The organism is Niabella yanshanensis (assembly GCF_034424215.1).
Taxonomy (GTDB): domain Bacteria; phylum Bacteroidota; class Bacteroidia; order Chitinophagales; family Chitinophagaceae; genus Niabella; species Niabella yanshanensis.
Genome location: NZ_CP139960.1, coordinates 4,893,284 through 4,912,394, shown reverse-complemented (window position 1 = coordinate 4,912,394; position 19,111 = coordinate 4,893,284). Strand labels below are relative to the sequence as shown.

The following is a 19,111-nucleotide window of genomic DNA, read 5'->3' as shown; positions in this document are numbered from 1 at the left end:
ACTTTTATTTGACCATAGGCAATTGATTTAAGGTTCGATCAAAACAGTATTATTTTCTATTTTATAACGGAAGCCCATATATATCTTCAGGGACTCCAAAACGTTTTGAAGGCTTTCATTATCATAAAAACCGGTAAAGGTTTCTGCTTTAATTTTCCTGGAGCTATCAATAATAACCTGAACTCCATACCATCTTGACAGAATTATGGCTATTTCATCCAGGCGTTTATTTTCAAAAACCAATGCATTGTTGGTCCATTGAGCCTCCGGAGGTATAGAATCAGTCTTGATAATTTTCAATTTAACGATGCCATCCTCTGCGTTACCAGGGTGTTCCTTAGAAAGCTGCAACGGCTCTTTATCAACAATAAGCTTTTCGTCAGGCTTCAAAACATAAACCTGTTGTTCATGCTTATTGAGTTTTACCTGTAAGGACCCTCTCACCAGGGTCGTTGTTGTATTGCTTTCATCCGGGTAAGAGCGCACATTAAACGCTGTCCCTAAAACCTTTACATCCAACTCTGGTGTATGGATCAAAAATGGCCTGTCCGGGTCTTTTACTACATCAAAATAGGCCTCTCCCGTTAAAGTAAGTGTCCGATGCGTTTTGCCGAAACCATCTTTGTAAGAAATCTTACTATCACTGTTGATCCACACTTTTGATCCATCCGGTAGCACCAGGTTTGACTTTGACCCTTTTTTGGTGGCGACAATATTATTATTGTTTAAATCCGGCTTATCCTTTCCTGTTTGTCTTTGAGTAGTAACGAAAATTGCAAATAATAAAATGCTTGCGGCAGCAACCCATTTTAGCATAAACTTTATTTTCGCCGGCTTTCTTATAATCACTATCGGATCCGGATCCACTTCCATGAGTTGATGTAGCCTATTCCAGTTTTGCTCTCTTTTTGCGAGCTGCTTTGATGAATGCACCGGCAGGCTATCGTTACTGATCAGTTCCGATAATTGAGCTTCTAACGTGGCATCACCCGGATTGGCTTCTACCCAACGGGACAATTCCATTTGTTCCGATAAGGTAATTTCCCCGGAAAGCTTTTTAGTCAGCAGCTCAATAAAACGCTCTTGTTGCATAAACGCATCTATCTGTACAATAGATGACAAAAAAAATAGCGGAACTACGTATTGTAGTTTTTATTTTTTTAAGAATTTCCTGGTTTTCTTTTCGGGCGGATATTTTCACGATCCAGCCAGGAAGCAATCTTCCTCATGGTCTGGTAGAGCTGGGTTTCTACCGTTCGGATGGAAGTGTTTAATAATATGCTTACTTCCTTACAACTAAGCCCCTTGTCTTTCACCAGGTAAAACACCAACCGGGACTTGGGCGGCAGGGTATTCAATAATTCCCCGAGGCGCTTGATATTCTCCCGGTCGATCAACTCTGTTTCGGGGTTGGCAAAGCTATATTGAAAGGTATCGCTCAAATCATCGATGTCTATATTATTGATTTCCTTTCTTGATTTCAGCATATTAATAGAGGCGTATTTAGCAGCGGTGTAGAGGTAGGCTGAAATGTTCTTGATACTCCCCATGGTTTTCCGGTTTTGCCACAAGCGAACAAACACATTAATCACTACATCTTCTGCATCCTGCTCGCTATTGAGTATGGAACGAGAGAAGGCAATCAGATCAAAATAAAAAAAATTGTACAGCTCCTTAAAAGCCATTTCATCGTCATGCTCCGCAATGCGAAGCAACAATTCGTACAATCGTTGATTTTTCAAATGCAAGTAGTTGTTAACTTCAAAAATAGCAGAATCATTTTAAAAATAAACATCCCTTGCTCAAAAGAGTATTTTCTAAACCGCCCCTCAATGTGTAACCACTCTGCCAATGCATCATAATGCACTCGTTTCCTATATCTTGTAAAGACCTTTGGCAATCCGGAAACCGTTGCTTGTATTAACGATATCTCAATGAGACGATTGTAATCAATAAGGGTTGACGGCAACAGGCAAGCTCATAGCTTAGAATTCAGTATTCCTTTTATACGCCTCACAATAACACTGTATCCTTAAGCATTCACAACTAATTAAAGCCCGGGCCACCCGTCATACTTTACATTTTCTTAATATTGACTTAGTTTCTTTCGGGATAGCTGTCTCTATTTTTGCAGGCTGTAATGAGCCTTCCCAAAAATAATACAATCATAGCTGCCCTGCATAACGGAGACAGAGACCTCTTTGCGAGGCTATACGATCATTACAGTTCGGCCCCGTACCGTAATATTTACAAACTACTTCCTCATACCGCGGAAGCTGAAGATATTTTACAAACAGTTTTTCTAACCCTTTGGGAAAAAAGAGCATTGCTAACCCATGAACAATCTGTTGCAGGATGGCTATTTACTACCAGCTTTTACCTTTCGATGGCTGCTGTGAAACGGAAACGAAACCAATACAGCAAACAGGAAATGTTTATGGTGCATAATAACGGCGATTAATTGGGTCAAAGTATAATTGTGAATTCCGGACTTTTCTGCCTATACCGACCACTAGATTGGGTTCAGTCCTATCCCGGTTATTCTTTATATATTTTTATGGGTAAGCATTCGCTACTCCATCTCATGAGCTGTCCCGCTTGCCTGAGCTACAAAAGCAGTAAGAAGCAACCCATGCATTATCCGGGCTCCTGCCATTATTACCTGAAGCATCTTTCTAATTCCTCTTCCGCTGTTCACCGGTAAATATAGCAATTCATCGCTTACTATGGTCGTTCGGCGAGTAGCAGTCATACACCCCGGATACTGCTCTAAATTCGGTCCACGAAATTAAAACTACCCAATACCGGTAACATTTCCTGAACCCATGAGTTCTTCTATTCAAAACAAAATCGAAAAATGAAACATTATCTTTTAGCGCTGGCGCTGCTAATCTCCTTTTCCGCAAGCGCACAAAATTTTATTACAAGGTGGGTATTCCCCACTGCCTCCAACAGTATAACCTTTAACGGGCTAACCGCAGGCGAAGTTGTATGCCGGTGGACAACAAGCTCCAATCCCATCGGCGGAACCCTGAGATTCAGCAATAGTAACGAAAATCTTCCCATAAGAATAGCTATACCTATACCCGCAGGCGATACCGTAACATTACATATGGAACCGGCCAACCTGAGACGTTTCTTCCTGAACGGAGGATATAATGGTGCAAACTTCAGTGAACTCACCGAGGTTAGACAATGGGGTAATGTTGCCTGGCAAAGTATGGAAGTAGCGTTTGTCAACTGTCCCAACTTCAAGCTCCTGGCGACCGATGTGCCTAATCTTTCAGGAGTAAGAAGCATGAAACAAATGTTTTGGTTCTCCAGGAATTTCGTCCCTCCTTTCAATATGGATCTATGGAATGTAAGCTCTGTAACAGATATGGAATCCATGTTTGCCGAAACAGGTTCATTTAACCGGGATCTTACCACCTGGAACCTGAGTTCCCTTACCAATGCCGCGGGTATGTTTAGTAACAGCGGTATCAGCTGCGAAAATTATAGCCGTACGATCAAAGCCTGGGCCGAAAATCCCAACACACCCAATACGGTAAATTTTTCCGTCCAGAGAGGAGCTGTTTATGCCAATACCGCGGAAACCTTCCGCAACGCGCTTATTGCCAAAGGGTGGAGTATCAGTATGGACGCGAAAGCTATCCCTGGAAACCCCTGTTATGATATGTCGCTGCCGGTTATTTTTGGCGAAGTAAATGCTTCACTTAAAAACGGTATGCTGCAGGTAAACTGGGCCACATTAACAGAAAAAAATAACGGTCATTTTGATATAGAAGCTTCTGCAGATGGCGCTGAGTTCACCAAAATTGGCGAGGTTTTACCCAAATTCCCGGACGGCAATTCTTCCGTCCCTTTGCAGTATGAGTTTAGTAAAAAAATGAGCAGCATAATTTTATCTGCGTGTATAGGGATATTGGCGCTGTCCAGTATTGGAGCAAGTTTCAGCCGGCATAAAAAAGCCAGGTTCTCAATATTACTCCTGGCAGGAATCGGCTTAAGCATTATCAGCTGTACGAAAAGCAGTCTTCCACAGGAAAATAAAAATAGCAACTTTTATATCCGGATAAAACAGGTAGACATAGATGGGAATTTTAAAAACAGTGCAGTAGTAAAAGTAGTGAAAGAATAGTATGCATTACAAATACAACACCATACTAATAACGTTATTGCTGCTGCATTTGCGTCAGGAAAACCGAATTTTAGTAGCCGCATAAGAAGCTGGTTGATGCAATTAACGATGGATAAAATTCCGAAGATGTATCTCTTACGGACCGGCATCCGGATTTTGAAAAACAGTTCCAGATAAGTTATAGTAAAAGTGTGCTCCGGCAGGTGTTCACCATCACAAAACCACCATTCACCGGTAATTCAGGTGTGGTTCGCCATGATGGTATTGACTCAAGGCCCTCCATGAATGTATGTTTGTAAAACAATTAATAATTACTAAAAAAACAAACAATATGAAATCTTTACTTCTTTCCGCTGCAACATTATTAACGATCACCTTTAGTGCCGTTGCATCACCTGTAAAACCTGTTGTAAGCGAAAGAGTTCAGGAAACTTTTACATCCACGTTTAAAAGCGCAGCTAATGTAAGCTGGAGTGAAACCGGAAACCGTGCAGAAGCTTTCTTTACTGTTAATGACGTAAAAACCCGTGCTACCTTTGATGCTAAAGGAAACCTGATTCAAACCGTTCGCTATTATAAAAAAGACAAGCTTTCACCCGATGTACTTGCAGGCGTAGCCTCTGCATTCCCTGGTATGGAGATTCATGGCATTACCGAGGTTAGCAACAAAAATGGCGTTAATTACCGCATTGTTTTAAAAGACAACAAACACTATACTCATATCAACGCCAATAGCGCCGGCGATACCGAGTTAGCTACAAAATATAAAAGAGGCGACCAATAACCCCAGAATTTTTCTCATGTAAAACAACGGAGGGGATTTCTATCTTCTCCTTTTTTGTTTAAACTGGTAAGTCAAATGATACTTCCGATACTATACTGCTGAAATTTCCCAAAAGCACCTCATCAGTCAACCCTCTCTTGAAGCCATTTGCTATTAAGACTAATTTCGTGGAAATTTCTCACTTTTATACTAACGGTAACTGGTAGAGAAATGCCTTAAAATTGAGCCACTTCGATCCAAACAGGCAACCGACCCGGATCACTTTCTTCAAAAAGAGATTAGGTTTAATTACAGTAATATTATGAATACTTAAATATCTACGGCACAAGGAAGTACCTGCCAGTATATTTTTAGGCGTTGATGACAACGAAGGAATGTCGGGAGCCTCATTTTATTCAAGAGACCGAAAGTGAACAGGTAATCGCAAAATTAGTGCTCAGTTTTATACGAACGATGGACCGGCGCCTAAAAAAATTGACGCCAACAAGGGAATATGCTTTATATTGAACTTGGATACGATCAGAAGCAAGCCCCTTATTTAATGATCCTGTTTACAACACCGATATTTCTGCAGCAGATCTACCCTACTAATCATTGTAGTACGTATATCGACTTGGAAGGTGGGCCTCTGCGCCCGGAAACAACAGTTTTGTGCTTAGATAGCTATTTTTGTCACTTTAAACGACTTTTATGTGCGCCTCTAACCTCTTAAAAAGCCTGCATCGGCCCTTCCGGGAGCCCGGTGCCGAGCATTCACAGTTGCATCCTGGTACAGCCAATGCCGGCAGAGCGGTGAGCGCTCCGCCAGAAGCAGCACCTCTATTTGATAAAGCGCAGGAAGTAGTGCAGGAATATTTCAGGAATCTGAAAATGGATCCGTCGCGCGGAACTATTGAAGTTAATGAGCAACGTTTTGTATTGGTGCGTGCTTCTGCGCTCTCAAAAGATTTCCTGGAAACCGTTCTTAAATTGTATGCAGACAGGGGCAAAGAGCAGGCCATGGAGATCGGAAAAAACTTCCTGTTTGATATAGCGCATGCCATTGGCATGAATGATGCCAGAAGCTTCCACCAGGAAATGAAACTGAGCGATCCTCTTGCCAAATTATCGGCGGGTCCTATCCACTTTGCTTTTTCAGGATGGGCATATGTGGAAATATCTCCAGAAAGCCAATTGAGCCCCGATGAGCACTTTTTTCTTTTATACCATCACCCCTATTCTTTCGAAGCCGATTCCTGGTTGAGAGATAATAAAAAAGCTAACACCACTGTTTGCATTATGAATGCAGGCTATTCCTCAGGATGGTGCGAAGAGAGTTTCGGTATTCCGTTAACTGCGGTGGAAGTTTCCTGCGTTGCAAAAGGAGATGACCGGTGCCGCTTTATTATGTCGCCCCCTGACAAAATTGAAGCACATCTGAACCATTATTTTAAGAATCATAAAATACGAAAAAATAAAAAGCGCTCATATACTATACCGACCTTCTTTGACAGGAAAAGAGTGGAGGAAGAGCTGGAGCGTTCGCGGTTAATAGCGGAAGAATCTGCAAAAGTAAAATCTGACTTTATTGCAACAGTGAGTCACGAATTGCGAACACCTTTGAATGCCATAACCGGATTTTCCAATCTCCTGCGAAAAACAAAGTTGACGCCCAAACAAAAAGAATATTTAGATATAATAACCCATTCAGGAAACAACCTGCTATCTATCATCAATGATGTATTAGATCTTTCGAGAATGGACGCCGGCGGGTTTAATATTGATACGGTCCCCTTTCACCTGGGACAGCTTATTGACTCTTCAAAAGTCATGTTTGATAATATCTCTCTTGAAAAACAAATTTCTTTTCAAAAGAATATAAGTGATGATTGTGACATCATGGTAATCGGAGATCCTGTGCGCCTTTCACAAATCCTGATGAATCTTATAGGGAATGCATTCAAGTTTACTGAAAAAGGAACGGTAACCTTAACGTGTAAACTCATTAAAAACACGGGAGCAACAATATTAGCCGAATTCAGTATAAAAGATACAGGAATTGGCATACCCACGGATAAACTGAACCTGATATTTGAAAGATTTAAACAGATTGATACAGATTTTACACGTCTGCATAAAGGCTTCGGCCTTGGGCTTGCTATTACTAAAAAACTGGTGGAACTACAGGGAGGCATAATTTCTGTTAAAAGTAAACCGGGTAAAGGTTCTCATTTTACGTTTTCGCTGCCCTACCTCAAATACACCGATGCGAAAAAACTGAAACCGACAAAAAGAAAACCTTCTGTTTCGTTGCCCTCATCCGTAAAACAGATTTTGTTGATAGAGGACAATGTATTAAATCAAAAACTGACTTCGGCTGTTTTGAAAAACAGAAATTCCAGGGTTACTATTGCAAATAATGGTTTAGAGGCTCTGGCGCTTTTGGACAAACAGCAGTTTGATATCATTATTATGGATATTCAGATGCCGGTTATGAATGGATATGAGGTAGCCCGTCGTATACGCCGGATCATGCAATTGAATACACCTATTATTGCCATGACCGCCCATGTGCTTCCCGGAGAAAAAGCAAAATGCCTGAAGGCTGGCATGAATGACTATTTGCCAAAACCTTTCAATGAAGAAGAGCTGATTCTTAAAATAACGCAGTTGGCGCAAGCGCATATAACCCTTAAACAGCAGCATATCAAAGAGAGGGTACGAATGCTTGATTTAACAATGCTGGCCAGGCAAACAAAAAACAAGCGGCCGCTCATGAACGAAATGATAGCTACCCTGAACCGGGAATTACCCGTTTTAATGAAACGGCTTTCGTCTGCTATTGATAAGGATAATAGCGAAAGCATCTATAAGGCAGCCCATAACCTTCGGGGCGCCATTTCTCTTTTTGGTTTACCGCCGCAGGTAAGCAACAATCTGTTATCGTTAGAAAAGAATGCATACGCAAAGAAAAAGAAATCCAATTCAAAGATCCTGTATCAACAAATTGAGCCCCTGCTATTAAAAGCGAAAGATGAAGCAGAACTGCTTTCAGTAAAATCAAAACTACCCATCGTTTAAATTGAGTTTCATCGGGATCGTATGTTTTACTATTAACTGTAACTATAAACGAATATTGCACGAACCAGGAGGCGCGTGCAATATTGAGAGTGATCGAACTTCGGACATAAAAAGATTATTTCAAAACCGCCCAATAAAAATTAACGCCATGCATTATCATAGGCCTGGCCTGTAATTCCCATTGGATCACCAATATCAGTTTGAATGGAATTGGTATGCCATGCAATCTGCACATTGTTGGGAAAATGCATGATCACAGTAAAGATACCACGCGTTTCATCGTCATACCAATAACCATTTTTCCAATGATAGTCGCCCCTTTTACCAGATATAAAGCCGTCGTAGCCCATGAGCAGATCTTTCATTTTGTCCAGCATGAGCGACGACACGTATTTTCCTGATTCAGCTGTCAATAATACCTGTGCCATTTCCGGGGAATTCATGAACCAGCCGCCTGCCCCTGCATCCTTATAAGTGGTATAGACCATAATTCCCGGAAGCAGTGGTTTGGAATAATTATAATACATGGTCATCTGACGGTCAGGAGCCTCCTCGGTGATTGTGCCGCTGGCATTCCAGGGACCGATATTGATATTTTGCCAGTCAGGCAGTCCGGCCACTTTAAAGATCTTCTCACGTATATAACTACGATGCGACTGCGATACGGCTTCATCGGCCTGCTCATCAGTCATCTTTGCATAACTCTCCTTGCCATTTACTACGCATGGGATTAAAACACGGCACATGAGGTAATTAACGTTATCGTATTTCTTTTTTGTGAAATAACCGAATCCTGTAGTAGGAGTTTTCATTGTTTTACGCAACGAAGCGTAGTCATTGCCAAAATATTTAAGACCTGCCTTATGGGTGAGCAAATCTCTAACGGTAATCTTCCGGTTTTCCTCAGCAATATCCCATGAGGAAGGTAAAAGATCTGCAAGGTAAGCATACTCATCAAACTCTTTTGCCTCCAGCGCGCCCAGCAGCGCCAGTGCCGAAATGGTTTTGCTGCAGCTACCGGTGGCCTGGCGGGTAGTAACTGTGTACGGAATTTCTTTACCGTTAGTATTGAGGCGAGCCGAACCATCAGCATCGTATTGAACGATTTTTCCATTTTGGGAAATGGCAAAGGACCAGCCAACGGTTTTCCCGTCGAGGCTTTGGCGCATGTTCGCAGCAAAAAGTGCAGGATCAAATCCCTGGTCGACGAAATCAGAAGGCTTTTGACAAGCTGTAAACGTTGTAGCGGTAACGGCCAGGATGATACCTGTTTTTTTACATAAATTTTTCATTGTTTCGATTTTTAGTGTTTTGTTGGGCAAAGGTGCGATGCCCTGGGAGTAATTAAAAAGCAGACTTAACGAATAGCAGTTCCGGGTTAATGAAATCATACGAATGCTGTAACAATACGTTTTGCTGGCTGATTGTAAGGCATCCAATCGATAATAGCTTTGACAAATAAATGAGTGTGGAATAAACCGGCCCTGCTTAATTCGTCTGCCTGATTTATTAATCCAAATGGTGTTTCTGTTAAAGTCTGTTAGCAACAGGCCTGCGCTGATTATAATTTGCACCCATTCTTCAACCAGGGAATAGCTAAAAAGCAGGTTCTCAAAAATCTTTCTTAACAATGAAAACAATCGGTATAATAGGTGCGGGCATTAGTGGGCTTGCCTCAGCTAAAGCATTTCATGAACGCGGGTACAGCGTGACCGTTTTTGAAAAAAGCGATGCTATTGGAGGTGTATGGGACAGAAACAGGTTTTATCTTAACGTATCCACCCAGACAACAAAAAACGAATATGCATATTCCGATTTCCCTATGCCTTCCCATTATCATGAATGGCCTACCGGAGACCAAATGAACGAATACCTTAACAGCTATGCCAGGCATTTTGGTATCGATGGGCTTATACAATGTAACACGGCAGTGACTAAAATGGAGTATGCCAATGGCAGATGGCATCTAACAACCATCCGTACGCCCGGGAATACTACACATGTCTTTTCTTTTGATTTCATTGTAATAAGCACAGGTACATTTAGTAATCCTTATATACCAGATTTTCCCGGTATGGAAGAGTACCAGGCCGCGGGAGGGCAAATCCTCCATTCATCGGAAGTAAGACACAAAGGAATACTGGAAAAAAAGCATGTAACTGTTGTCGGTTTTGCCAAATCAGCTACTGATATTGCTACACAAGCCGCCGACCTTTCTTCCTCCTGTACTTTATTATTTCGTAAGGCCCAATGGAAAGTGCCGCGTTTTTTTGCCAGCGCTGTCAATTTAAAATACTTGCTATTCTCCCGGTTTTCAGAAGCCTTTTTTCTACCCTACCATAAATCTGGGTTCCAACAATTTTTACACAGTATTGGCCAACCTTTGGTTTGGATGCAATGGCGGTTGATTGAACAATTACTTATAACACAATTTCGTCTTAAAAAATGTGGGTTGCTGCCAAAGCACCGTATTGAAGACCAGATCAGTTGCAGCCTTGGCGTAGCCCCCGAAGGATTCTACAAGAAAGTACGAACCGGAAAAATCAATACCATACAGTCAGAAATAGACTATTTCACCAGCGACGGCATTGTGCTGAAAAACGGCAGGAAGATCCAAACCGACGTTGTTGTTTTTGGTACCGGGTTTAAGCAAAGTCTTCCTTATTTAAATGCGTCACAACTTGAGATGATCAGGAATTCTAATGGTCAGTTCAATTTGTACCGGAATATCATCAATACGCGTCTTCCGGCTATTGGTTTTGTGGGATTCAACTCCAGTCTTTTTTCCACATTAACCTCTGAAGTGGCCGCTAACTGGCTCGCAGAATATGTAAGTGGCCATATAAACTTACCGCGTGAATCCGTTATAAAAGAAGAATTGGACCTGATAGAACAATGGAAGATTAAGAAAAGACCTATTGCAACGGAATTTAGCGGCTTGTGTGTTGCACCTTTTAATTTCCAGCATCTTGACCGGCTAATGCAAGATATGGGCCTTCCTGTGAAAGTAAGCAAATACTGGGGGTATAATTTTTTCAAACCGATCAATCCTAAAGATTATAACAAACTATTGAATCGCCTGCGGCCCCCTAGCCACAAAGCAACGCCGGGATCATCGAATACCCTTTCCCTGCAAAAAGAGAAGACACCGATAAAATCCACACTACAGGAAGCCGAATATTAATATTTCAACCACATATTTTAACAAACTATAAAATTCCTAACTAATGAATCTTAAAAATTTGCTATTTTCAGGATTAACCTTTCTATTGACCATCTGTTTTGTATCCTGTAAAAAAGATAACACCGTCCGGGACAATCCACTTGCTAATACAGCCTGGTCAGGTACATTTGTCGTTAAGGATAATGGACCTGACCCCATCATTTTAAAATTTGGAGGAAATGACGACATAACTTTATTTTTTGGAGACCTGAATGCACCTGCTGAACATCAGTGCAAGGGGTCTTATGCTTTTGTTAGTGGTAAGCTCTTCTTTACTGTAACGGACCATTATAATGAAAAGATGTCGTTCACAGGCATGCTTAGCGATGCTGCAATTAGCGGCACCTGGGGACACGGCAATAATAATAACGGCGAAGGATTCTTTAACGTAACCCCAAAATAAATGTAGCTATTGTGTGTCCCCTGCAATTTAAAAGGATACACAATAGCTGCCTCAATAAAGCACTGCTATCCGCTTTAGGGTTAACCCTGTTCAATCCTTGTTACTTTTTTGAGCATACTTTATTAAAAATATCCCGGAAGTATATAATCGGCTTTACATTTCATAAAAACCGTTAATTGAAACCGGCGTTTCGTTAATTGATATTCCCTATCTGTAATTTTTGATACATCTTTACAGTAAAATGGAACATTAATGTCTTTTCTAAAAGGCTGTATATTGCTGCTCGTATTGGTAATAGCTGCTTCATCGGCATACTGCGGGCACATTCCTGCAGATTCCTGGAAAACTGTGTTCTCCCGGAAAGCTGGTACGATAACCGTTTTATGGAATGAAATTGAACCTTTTATTTACAGGGATAAAGATGGACGTCTGATAGGGGTTGAATATGAGCTGATCGAAGGTTTCAAATCGTTCCTTTCGTCTCATTATAAAATTGATCTGCAAATCAACTGGAAAGAGCTCGAAAAATTTGATCAGATTTATCCTCAAATCCAAAATTCTGCTCAGCCGGGCTTATTTGCGGTTTCTTATTATTCGATCACTGCAGAACGAAAGAGTGAAGTAAAGTTTTCCCCGCCCTACATGCCTGATTTGAATGTTCTGGTAACCAACAACAGCGTCCCTTTGTTTACATCCCCGAAACAATTAGCAAAATCCATTATTTCCATGCACGGCTTTACACAACCCGGTACCACCATGGAAATGGATATGAATAAAATCAGGCAAGCTTACTATCCTGATCTTCCCATCACCTACAACCGGAAAGATGATTATGCGATTTTAGAGCAGGTTGCCGGTAATGCTTCATCCTTTGCATATGTTCCTGTGAGTATTTACGTAGTGGCACTGCAAAGAGGCATGAAAGTTAAGCGTCAACGATTATTTGATGTACACCGGGAAGGATTTGCCGCTATATATCCCGTCAATAGCGACTGGACAAAGCCCGTTGAAGAGTATTTCAATTCATTTGAATGTAAATCACTGGTGGCTTCTTTAATCAGGAAATACCTGGGAGAAGAAGTAGCGCCCATGATTCTTGAGGTTTCGGCGCCACGCAACATTGGTGAACAGCCTGATGACATCGAACTCCTGACCAAAGAGCGCGAAATAGTGACCCAAAGACTAATGAACCAGGCAGCCGAACTCGAAAAACAGAAGTCCCTTCATAAGATGGTGCTGCTGCTGCTGGCTTGCTTAATTATTGTTGCAGCTCTTTTATACGGGCGGTTCCGGATAAAAAACAAATTAAATCAAAAACTGCAACAACGAAACCGGCTTATCAGTAATCAGAATGTACAGATTGAAAATATGAATCATATGCTCAAGCTGAAAGTATTACAGGCGCGTATGAACCCTCATTTCCTATTCAACTCACTCAATTCAATTCAATATTTCATCATAATGAATGATAAAAAAATATCCCTGGAATACATTTCCCGGTTTTCAGCATTTTTAAGAAAGCTGATCCGCTACGGAGATGAGTTGATGATTACAGCCGCCGATGAGGCTGCATTGCTAAAGGAATACTTATGGCTGGAGCAAACCCGTTTTCCCGGACGGTTTGAATATGTTATTGAAATAAGTGATGACAGCAGGGCTCTCAATATATTACCATTACTCACACATAGCCTGGTGGAAAAAGCCTTGTATTCCAGCATCCTCAATCTGGAACCCACATCTAAAGGGATGCTTCGTATATCTTTTCAGAATAGTGCAGACCAACTTATTGCAAGCATTAAAAGTAACGGGATAAGCCGCGCGGATGCAGAAATTTTACGAAATAAAAAAGGACTGGAAGAGGCAGACCCTGAGGAAACACTTAACAAAAGAATTCAACTGTACAACCAACAGGGCAAAAGCAAAATAGCCATTCATTATAAAGAAGAAAACAAGGCAAACGAAGCAAGAATAGAAATACCTCAACCACTTTTTTAAATTCATTCTACCTGTCTTAAGATTTTTAAAACTAAAAAATTGTCTTACGATGAAATACAAAACGATAATTGTCGAAGATGAAATTATGAGCCTGGAGTTTTTAAAAACTCTGGTAAATGAGTTTTGTACCGAGTTACAAATAATTGGAACTGCTTCCAATGTGAAAGATGCAGTACAACTGATAGACATGCATTCCCCCGAGATTGTGTTCATGGATATTGAAATGCAGACTGGTACAGGGTTTGATGTATTGCAGGAAATAAAGGAAAGAAATTTTCACGTCATTTTCACTACCGCTTTTGACCATTACGCCATTAAAGCTATTAAGTTTAGCGCAATAGACTACCTGTTAAAGCCTATAAACCTGCAAGAACTGCAGGAATCTGTAAGTAAAGCTATTTTAGCTTTGAGCCAGCAACAACAGGAAAGTAAAATAAAACTGCTGATCAAGAACCTTGAACGCTCGGGTAAAGAAGGTTTTTCAGTAAGTCTTTCTACATCCGAAGGGATAGAATATATAAAGCTCTCCCAGATTATACGACTGGAGGCCAATGGACCTTACACCACCTTTTTTACAAAAAATCAAAAAAAGATAATGGTCAGTAAAAACCTTAAGGAATACGAGCTGCTGCTATCCGATCATGATTTTTTCAGAATTCACAATTCCTATATCATTAACCTAAATGAAATCAACAGAATGACTAAAGCCGACGGTGGATATGTGATTATGAGCGACGACGCTATGATAGCCATATCGCCCAGGAAAAAAGAGCAGTTTGTCAGGCTCATGTCACAGCGGCTGGTATAAATTTAACTCATAAAAGTTAAGAAAGATAGCTTCATGATCCACTTTAACCGATAAGAAAATGAAAGAATGATCTAAACCAGGTATGCGATGTGTAAAGAAAATGTAGCTATTTTAATAGTTAAAGCAACCAACACCAGGATAGCTGTCGCATGCGGCTTCTTCGGAGCCTTAATCAACCAGTACGACACCATTGAAACCTGTAGCATCATTCGCTAGTAAAGGCTAATTTTGCGAACCGTACTCAGGTTTATGGTAACGACAACTCATGGGCAATAACAAAGAACTTTATAAGGTGAAAGCATGGATCATACAATGAAAAATACAATCGCAATGTTTTTGATAACGGCATTTTTCTTCCAGGCCTGCGGTAGCCAAAAGGAAAAGAGCCCCATATCAACAACTCAGGACATTTCAAAAGACAATATTCCTATAAAAACAAACAAGGAAATCTCCCCGGGCCCGACAACAACGCTTCCCCTACGGCATTTTCCTGTAACAGACAGTACCAGCTTCGACGATTTCGAAAAATCAGGGATACCAGACACAGGCTTTTTGAAACGAATCAATTTTGATCCCAGGCGTAAGGATGCAAACAATTTCAGGCTAAATTATCAACTACCTTTTTCCGACAGCTTTACTTCTGTTGTAATTAGCTATCAATGCGGAGAAAACGAGCTATTTACCACATTGGTCACCATTAATAAAGACAATAAAATAATTGATAAGCTGGAAATCGCCTACGATGAAGTTGCTGAATCCGCATTCGGCAAAACAAGTAAAATAGAAAAAGATAAAATAGTGGTAACCAGCTCAAATTGGATGAGCGAACCACCTATGTTTGAAACCGAAACGTACATTTTAACAAATGATGGCAAGTTTAAAAAGGAATAGCATTACAGGCTTTAGTGTAAATCAGACCTAATATTCAAAGCATGATTAAAAGGTCAGGAAAATGTCGCAGTCCATTTGGAAACTTCGAACAATCACTGCCCGGACAACCTGATGACAGGAGATAATCTCAAAATTTCCGTAAATAATCAAGATAATCGGCTACACTTTGTTCCAGGCGTTCCTTGGTCAGATGGAATTAGAGACCCTTCATTCCTGTCCAAAAATATTTACCTATAATAATAGGGAAAGCAGCCGGGAATGAACAAATACGACTATGGTGCCTTGTGTTGTTGCATTATTGGTGCACAACGCACTTCTATAATACCGCTATCAATGTCGTTAACTGAATAATAGGTTGAAAAATACGGATCGAAAGTAATATTTTTGAACCTGAGAAGCCAAACTGTTATGACACCCGGACCTTCTATTAAACTAACCTGAACGTTCTATTATAAATTGATTAAAATGAAGAAAAAGGTAGTACTTATTCAAGATAATAAAGATATCCTTGACATCATGGATAATGTATTAGAGGATGAGGGATTTGATGTTACTCCGTCGTTGACAACAGAACCGATTGATAAAATTGAAGAAATTGATCCTGACGTAGTTGTAATAGACGACCACATTAGCGGCGGCAAAAAAGGAGCCGAAGTAATTGAAGATCTCAAAACTGATCCTCAGACGGAAGATATCTCTGCTGTCCTAACTTCTACATCAAATAACCTACCGGCAAAAGCTGCAGCGTGTAAAGCAGATGACTATATCTAAAAACCATTTGACATTGACCACATGGTAGATGTGGTGAAAAAAATTCCCAGGAGGGTTCTGTATGATGCTATTGCAACTCCCGCTGGAAGTTATTATTTCAGTCAATATGATAAATGTGTCAATGAATCAGGCTTGCTAACATTCCCAACGTTCCCCTTTCAGGTCGCTCTTTTTTAAATACAGTTTCATTAAAATCAAAAGAGCTGTTGCTTTGAGAAAAATCAATTAACCTGGTTATGCGTCTCAAGGTATGTCGAAATTTCTTCGGAGAAATGTTTATGCATCTGCCGGAGCCGATATGATTATAAGTGCTACTGCATATAAGATTCCTCATTAAAAAGGAAATGCCTATTAGAATTTATCGTTATCTAACTTTACATTTGCGGAAGTCGGCTATCTAAAAATAGCATTGAATTCTACCTTAGGATTAAATTTATGATGTCAGAAATACTGCCTGTTTTCCTAATAAGTTTTATAGCTACACTCATTCGTTCAACATTTGGCTTTGGCGAATCTCTGGTTGCTGTTCCGCTCTTCGTTTTGTTTATGCGCTTGGAAATCGCGGTTCCGTTATCGGTATTAATGTCTGTCCTGGTTGCCTTGCTTGTGGTTGTCCAGGATCACAAGGCAATACAATTTTCAAGTGCCAAATCGCTAATCCTATATGCTTTGTTAGGAATACCTGTAGGCCTTATGATACTTAAATATGCCAGTGAATATTGGGTAAAAATAGGTCTTGGCTTATTGATTATTAGCTATAGCATATATGCTTTGGTATCAAAAAGAGTAAAATACCTTGAGGCAGACAGTCAATTCTGGCTTTTTATCTGTGGTTTTTTGTCCGGGATACTGGGAGGAGCGTATGGCGTGAACGGGCCACCATTAGTGGTTTATGGCAATATGAGAAAATGGAGCGCTCAACATTTCAGGGCTACATTGCAGGCATATTTTTTACCTGCGAGCTTTATTGGAATAGTGGGATACGTTATACAAGGGCTGCTCGGGTGGATCGTGATTAAATATTTTTTGTACTCCTTGCCGGCTATTATTCCCGCAACTTTTGCAGGGAGGTATTTTAACCACAAGATAAACGGCTCAGATTTCTTCCGATACTTATACATCGGCCTAATATGTGTCGGGCTATTTCTCATACTATATACGTTGAAGTAAAGCATGCCGGAACCTTTAATGTTGATTCATTTGTCGCCATCTCTTAAAATAAGCTTTGGTAAATTTCACCCCGGGATGATGATCTTGTCCGATCAAGCACCCTCTTCGACTTCTCCGGATCAGAAATGTTTGCTGCAGCTGAAAAGATGATACTATAACTCATTATGATGACTGTGCTTGTTCATCAGCAAACTGTCGTAGCGACAAACATGACTTTTTTGTACGTCTTACTGTACCGAAACATTCGACCAACCAATCTTTATGAAACGCATCATCAATCAAAGATGAAAATAAATCTTCGGTAAAAGTCGATAAAAACCTCCACAGCAATCTACTACATTCCAACAACCTTTCTACATTAAGATGACCAGAGAGCAGCTCGAAAATAGCGCCAAAACACCTCAGCCTTTGCGCTTTGTTAGCTGTATAAACATTGACGTACATCCTACGCTCCGCCATTTTTTAATCACAGCTTTCGACAATGTACCAGAAAAGGACACTTTAAAAAAAGACCATGGATATCTGGAATTTCATTGATATCCTATCACTTCATTTTGCGGAAGAATTAGAAATTGACCACGTTTTATTATAACCTCCCCTTTATCTGATGAGGCCTAACCTTGACCTTCAGCACAATACAATAGACTATCAAAGGACATTCCCCTGACCTCTTGGTAACTTTTTATTGACTTCCGGTTAAATTCTAACTGAGTCCTGTATAGTGTCTGAAGGATGGAATGCTTTTCGCATTCCATCAATATCCTGTCAGAAAGCGACGTCGCACGCTGATCATAGTTTACATTCTCAAAAACAAAATTTCTTGACATGATAAAATGATCGTGATGCTGGCAAACTAAAACGTCCTGACTTCTCTTTCCAGGTTAATATACAAACATCACCCTATCCGCACCCAAAAACGCTTATTTTCTGATAGAAGTTTCGTTAAGGGAGCTTCTTTTTCTCAACCTTCCATTGCGGATCTTTGGCTAGTCCGGCAGGATTCCCTGTAAAAAGCATACCGGCATCTTTATCATTTTTCAATTGCCATTTATACCATGCGGTAGCCACCTTCGAAAATTCACCGCCGTGGGGCTTTGCGTACGTCCCACCATGTCCCACATCCATATTGGCTACAAAAACAGGCACATGATTGATAAGCCTGAAATCGTCCATGCCATTTTTATAAGCTATATCCTTCTCTCCCCCTAAGAGGTATAGCGTAGGCGTATGTAATTTAACAAGCTGGGATTTGGTTAGACCGGGCATTCCTGATAGGCGGTTGGAGGTATCTCCTAAAATACCGCTATTGCATACCACAACAGTGGTAACCCGCGGGTCGGGAGCCGACTCAAGCGCTTGCAGCCCCCCACAAGACATGCCGCTAACCGCTATGTTGGCTGTATCCAGTTTATTGTAGTACGGACTGTTCATGTCGCTGTTTTGCCGAATGGCCCAATTAATAGCATCCGTCATTTGGGAAGAACGGGAAGTGCTTCTTCCCCGTTCGCCCGCTTTTGGCATAAGCCCTATAGCAATTGCTATAAATCCATGAGATGCTATTTCCGACAAAAAATTAATATGTTCCCAGGGTGAATTGGCGCAGGCTCCGTTACCCCAGGCGATAATGGGCAACCTGTTCTGAGGCCCGAAATCATTAAGGTTGCCCGGCCTGAAAACAGTATGCGTGGGTAAACTGCTCTCTGAAATCATCAGGGCTTTAAAAGGACCTGTTCCACCATCTTCAACTACTCTCGAAGCCGTTGGGGAGGTGTCTACTAATGAGGCCTGAGTAAACGCAGGACTGTGAATACCTGCGAGGCTAAATACCATCAAAGAAAGGACGAATTTTATTCTTTTCATAAAAG

General features: G+C 40.8%; 15 protein-coding genes. 11 read left to right on the top strand and 4 right to left on the bottom strand.

The genetic code is table 11. The features are described 5' to 3' along the window. Positions 1–27: 27 nt before the first annotated feature. Both U0035_RS20360 and U0035_RS20355 read right to left on the bottom strand, forming a co-directional pair. Complete coding sequence (locus tag U0035_RS20360; RefSeq protein ID WP_162817850.1) at positions 28–1,092, bottom strand: FecR family protein; 1,065 nt, start codon at positions 1,090–1,092, stop codon at positions 28–30. 68 nt (positions 1,093–1,160) lie between these two features. Further along, positions 1,161–1,742 (bottom strand): RNA polymerase sigma factor, encoded by a 582-nt coding sequence (locus U0035_RS20355; RefSeq protein ID WP_162817849.1) that lies wholly within the window; start codon positions 1,740–1,742, stop codon positions 1,161–1,163. A gap of 398 nt (positions 1,743–2,140) precedes the next feature. On the opposite strand from U0035_RS20355, the gene U0035_RS20350 reads away from it, so the two are divergent. From U0035_RS20350 to U0035_RS20335, 4 genes are all read left to right on the top strand, one after another. After that, complete coding sequence (locus U0035_RS20350) at positions 2,141–2,461, top strand: RNA polymerase sigma factor (RefSeq protein WP_114790778.1); 321 nt, start codon at positions 2,141–2,143, stop codon at positions 2,459–2,461. A 396-nt stretch (positions 2,462–2,857) separates the two neighbouring features. After that, positions 2,858–4,141 (top strand): BspA family leucine-rich repeat surface protein, encoded by a 1,284-nt coding sequence (locus U0035_RS20345; protein WP_114790776.1) that lies wholly within the window; start codon positions 2,858–2,860, stop codon positions 4,139–4,141. Positions 4,142–4,472: 331 nt separating this feature from the next. Beyond that, the gene (locus U0035_RS20340) at positions 4,473–4,925 is read left to right on the top strand and encodes a hypothetical protein (RefSeq protein WP_114790775.1); all 453 of its coding nucleotides are present in this window, start codon (positions 4,473–4,475) and stop codon (positions 4,923–4,925) included. A 690-nt stretch (positions 4,926–5,615) separates the two neighbouring features. Continuing rightward, positions 5,616–7,985, top strand: coding sequence for a response regulator (locus U0035_RS20335; RefSeq protein ID WP_114790774.1), 2,370 nt, complete (start codon positions 5,616–5,618; stop codon positions 7,983–7,985). Between the two features lie 140 nt (positions 7,986–8,125). Here the strand turns inward: U0035_RS20335 and U0035_RS20330 are convergent, their stop codons facing one another. Beyond that, a complete protein-coding gene (locus tag U0035_RS20330; RefSeq protein ID WP_162817848.1) occupies positions 8,126–9,277 on the bottom strand; it encodes a serine hydrolase in 1,152 nt (383 codons plus the stop codon). A 338-nt stretch (positions 9,278–9,615) separates the two neighbouring features. Between U0035_RS20330 and U0035_RS20325 the strand changes: the two genes are divergently transcribed. The 7 genes from U0035_RS20325 (at position 9,616) to U0035_RS20295 (ending at position 17,246) form a co-directional block, all read left to right on the top strand. Beyond that, entirely contained in the window at positions 9,616–11,169 is a 1,554-nt protein-coding gene (locus U0035_RS20325) for a flavin-containing monooxygenase (protein WP_114790772.1), read from the top strand. Between the two features lie 43 nt (positions 11,170–11,212). Further along, positions 11,213–11,611: a hypothetical protein gene (locus tag U0035_RS20320; RefSeq protein WP_114790771.1), complete on the top strand. Its 399-nt coding sequence runs from the start codon at positions 11,213–11,215 to the stop codon at positions 11,609–11,611. Between the two features lie 252 nt (positions 11,612–11,863). Beyond that, positions 11,864–13,606 carry a histidine kinase gene (locus tag U0035_RS20315; RefSeq protein WP_114790770.1) on the top strand — a complete coding sequence of 581 codons (1,743 nt, stop codon included), beginning with the start codon at positions 11,864–11,866 and terminating at the stop codon, positions 13,604–13,606. Positions 13,607–13,655: 49 nt separating this feature from the next. Then, the gene (locus U0035_RS20310; protein ID WP_114790769.1) at positions 13,656–14,414 is read left to right on the top strand and encodes a LytR/AlgR family response regulator transcription factor; all 759 of its coding nucleotides are present in this window, start codon (positions 13,656–13,658) and stop codon (positions 14,412–14,414) included. Between the two features lie 330 nt (positions 14,415–14,744). Beyond that, positions 14,745–15,305 carry a hypothetical protein gene (locus U0035_RS20305; RefSeq protein WP_114790768.1) on the top strand — a complete coding sequence of 187 codons (561 nt, stop codon included), beginning with the start codon at positions 14,745–14,747 and terminating at the stop codon, positions 15,303–15,305. Between the two features lie 465 nt (positions 15,306–15,770). Next, positions 15,771–16,076 (top strand): response regulator, encoded by a 306-nt coding sequence (locus tag U0035_RS20300; protein ID WP_114790767.1) that lies wholly within the window; start codon positions 15,771–15,773, stop codon positions 16,074–16,076. A 435-nt stretch (positions 16,077–16,511) separates the two neighbouring features. After that, positions 16,512–17,246, top strand: coding sequence for a sulfite exporter TauE/SafE family protein (locus tag U0035_RS20295; protein WP_114790766.1), 735 nt, complete (start codon positions 16,512–16,514; stop codon positions 17,244–17,246). A 942-nt stretch (positions 17,247–18,188) separates the two neighbouring features. Here U0035_RS20295 and U0035_RS20290 read toward each other — a convergent pair. Next, positions 18,189–19,106 carry a poly(ethylene terephthalate) hydrolase family protein gene (locus U0035_RS20290; RefSeq protein WP_114790765.1) on the bottom strand — a complete coding sequence of 306 codons (918 nt, stop codon included), beginning with the start codon at positions 19,104–19,106 and terminating at the stop codon, positions 18,189–18,191. Between the last annotated feature and the right edge of the window lie 5 nt (positions 19,107–19,111).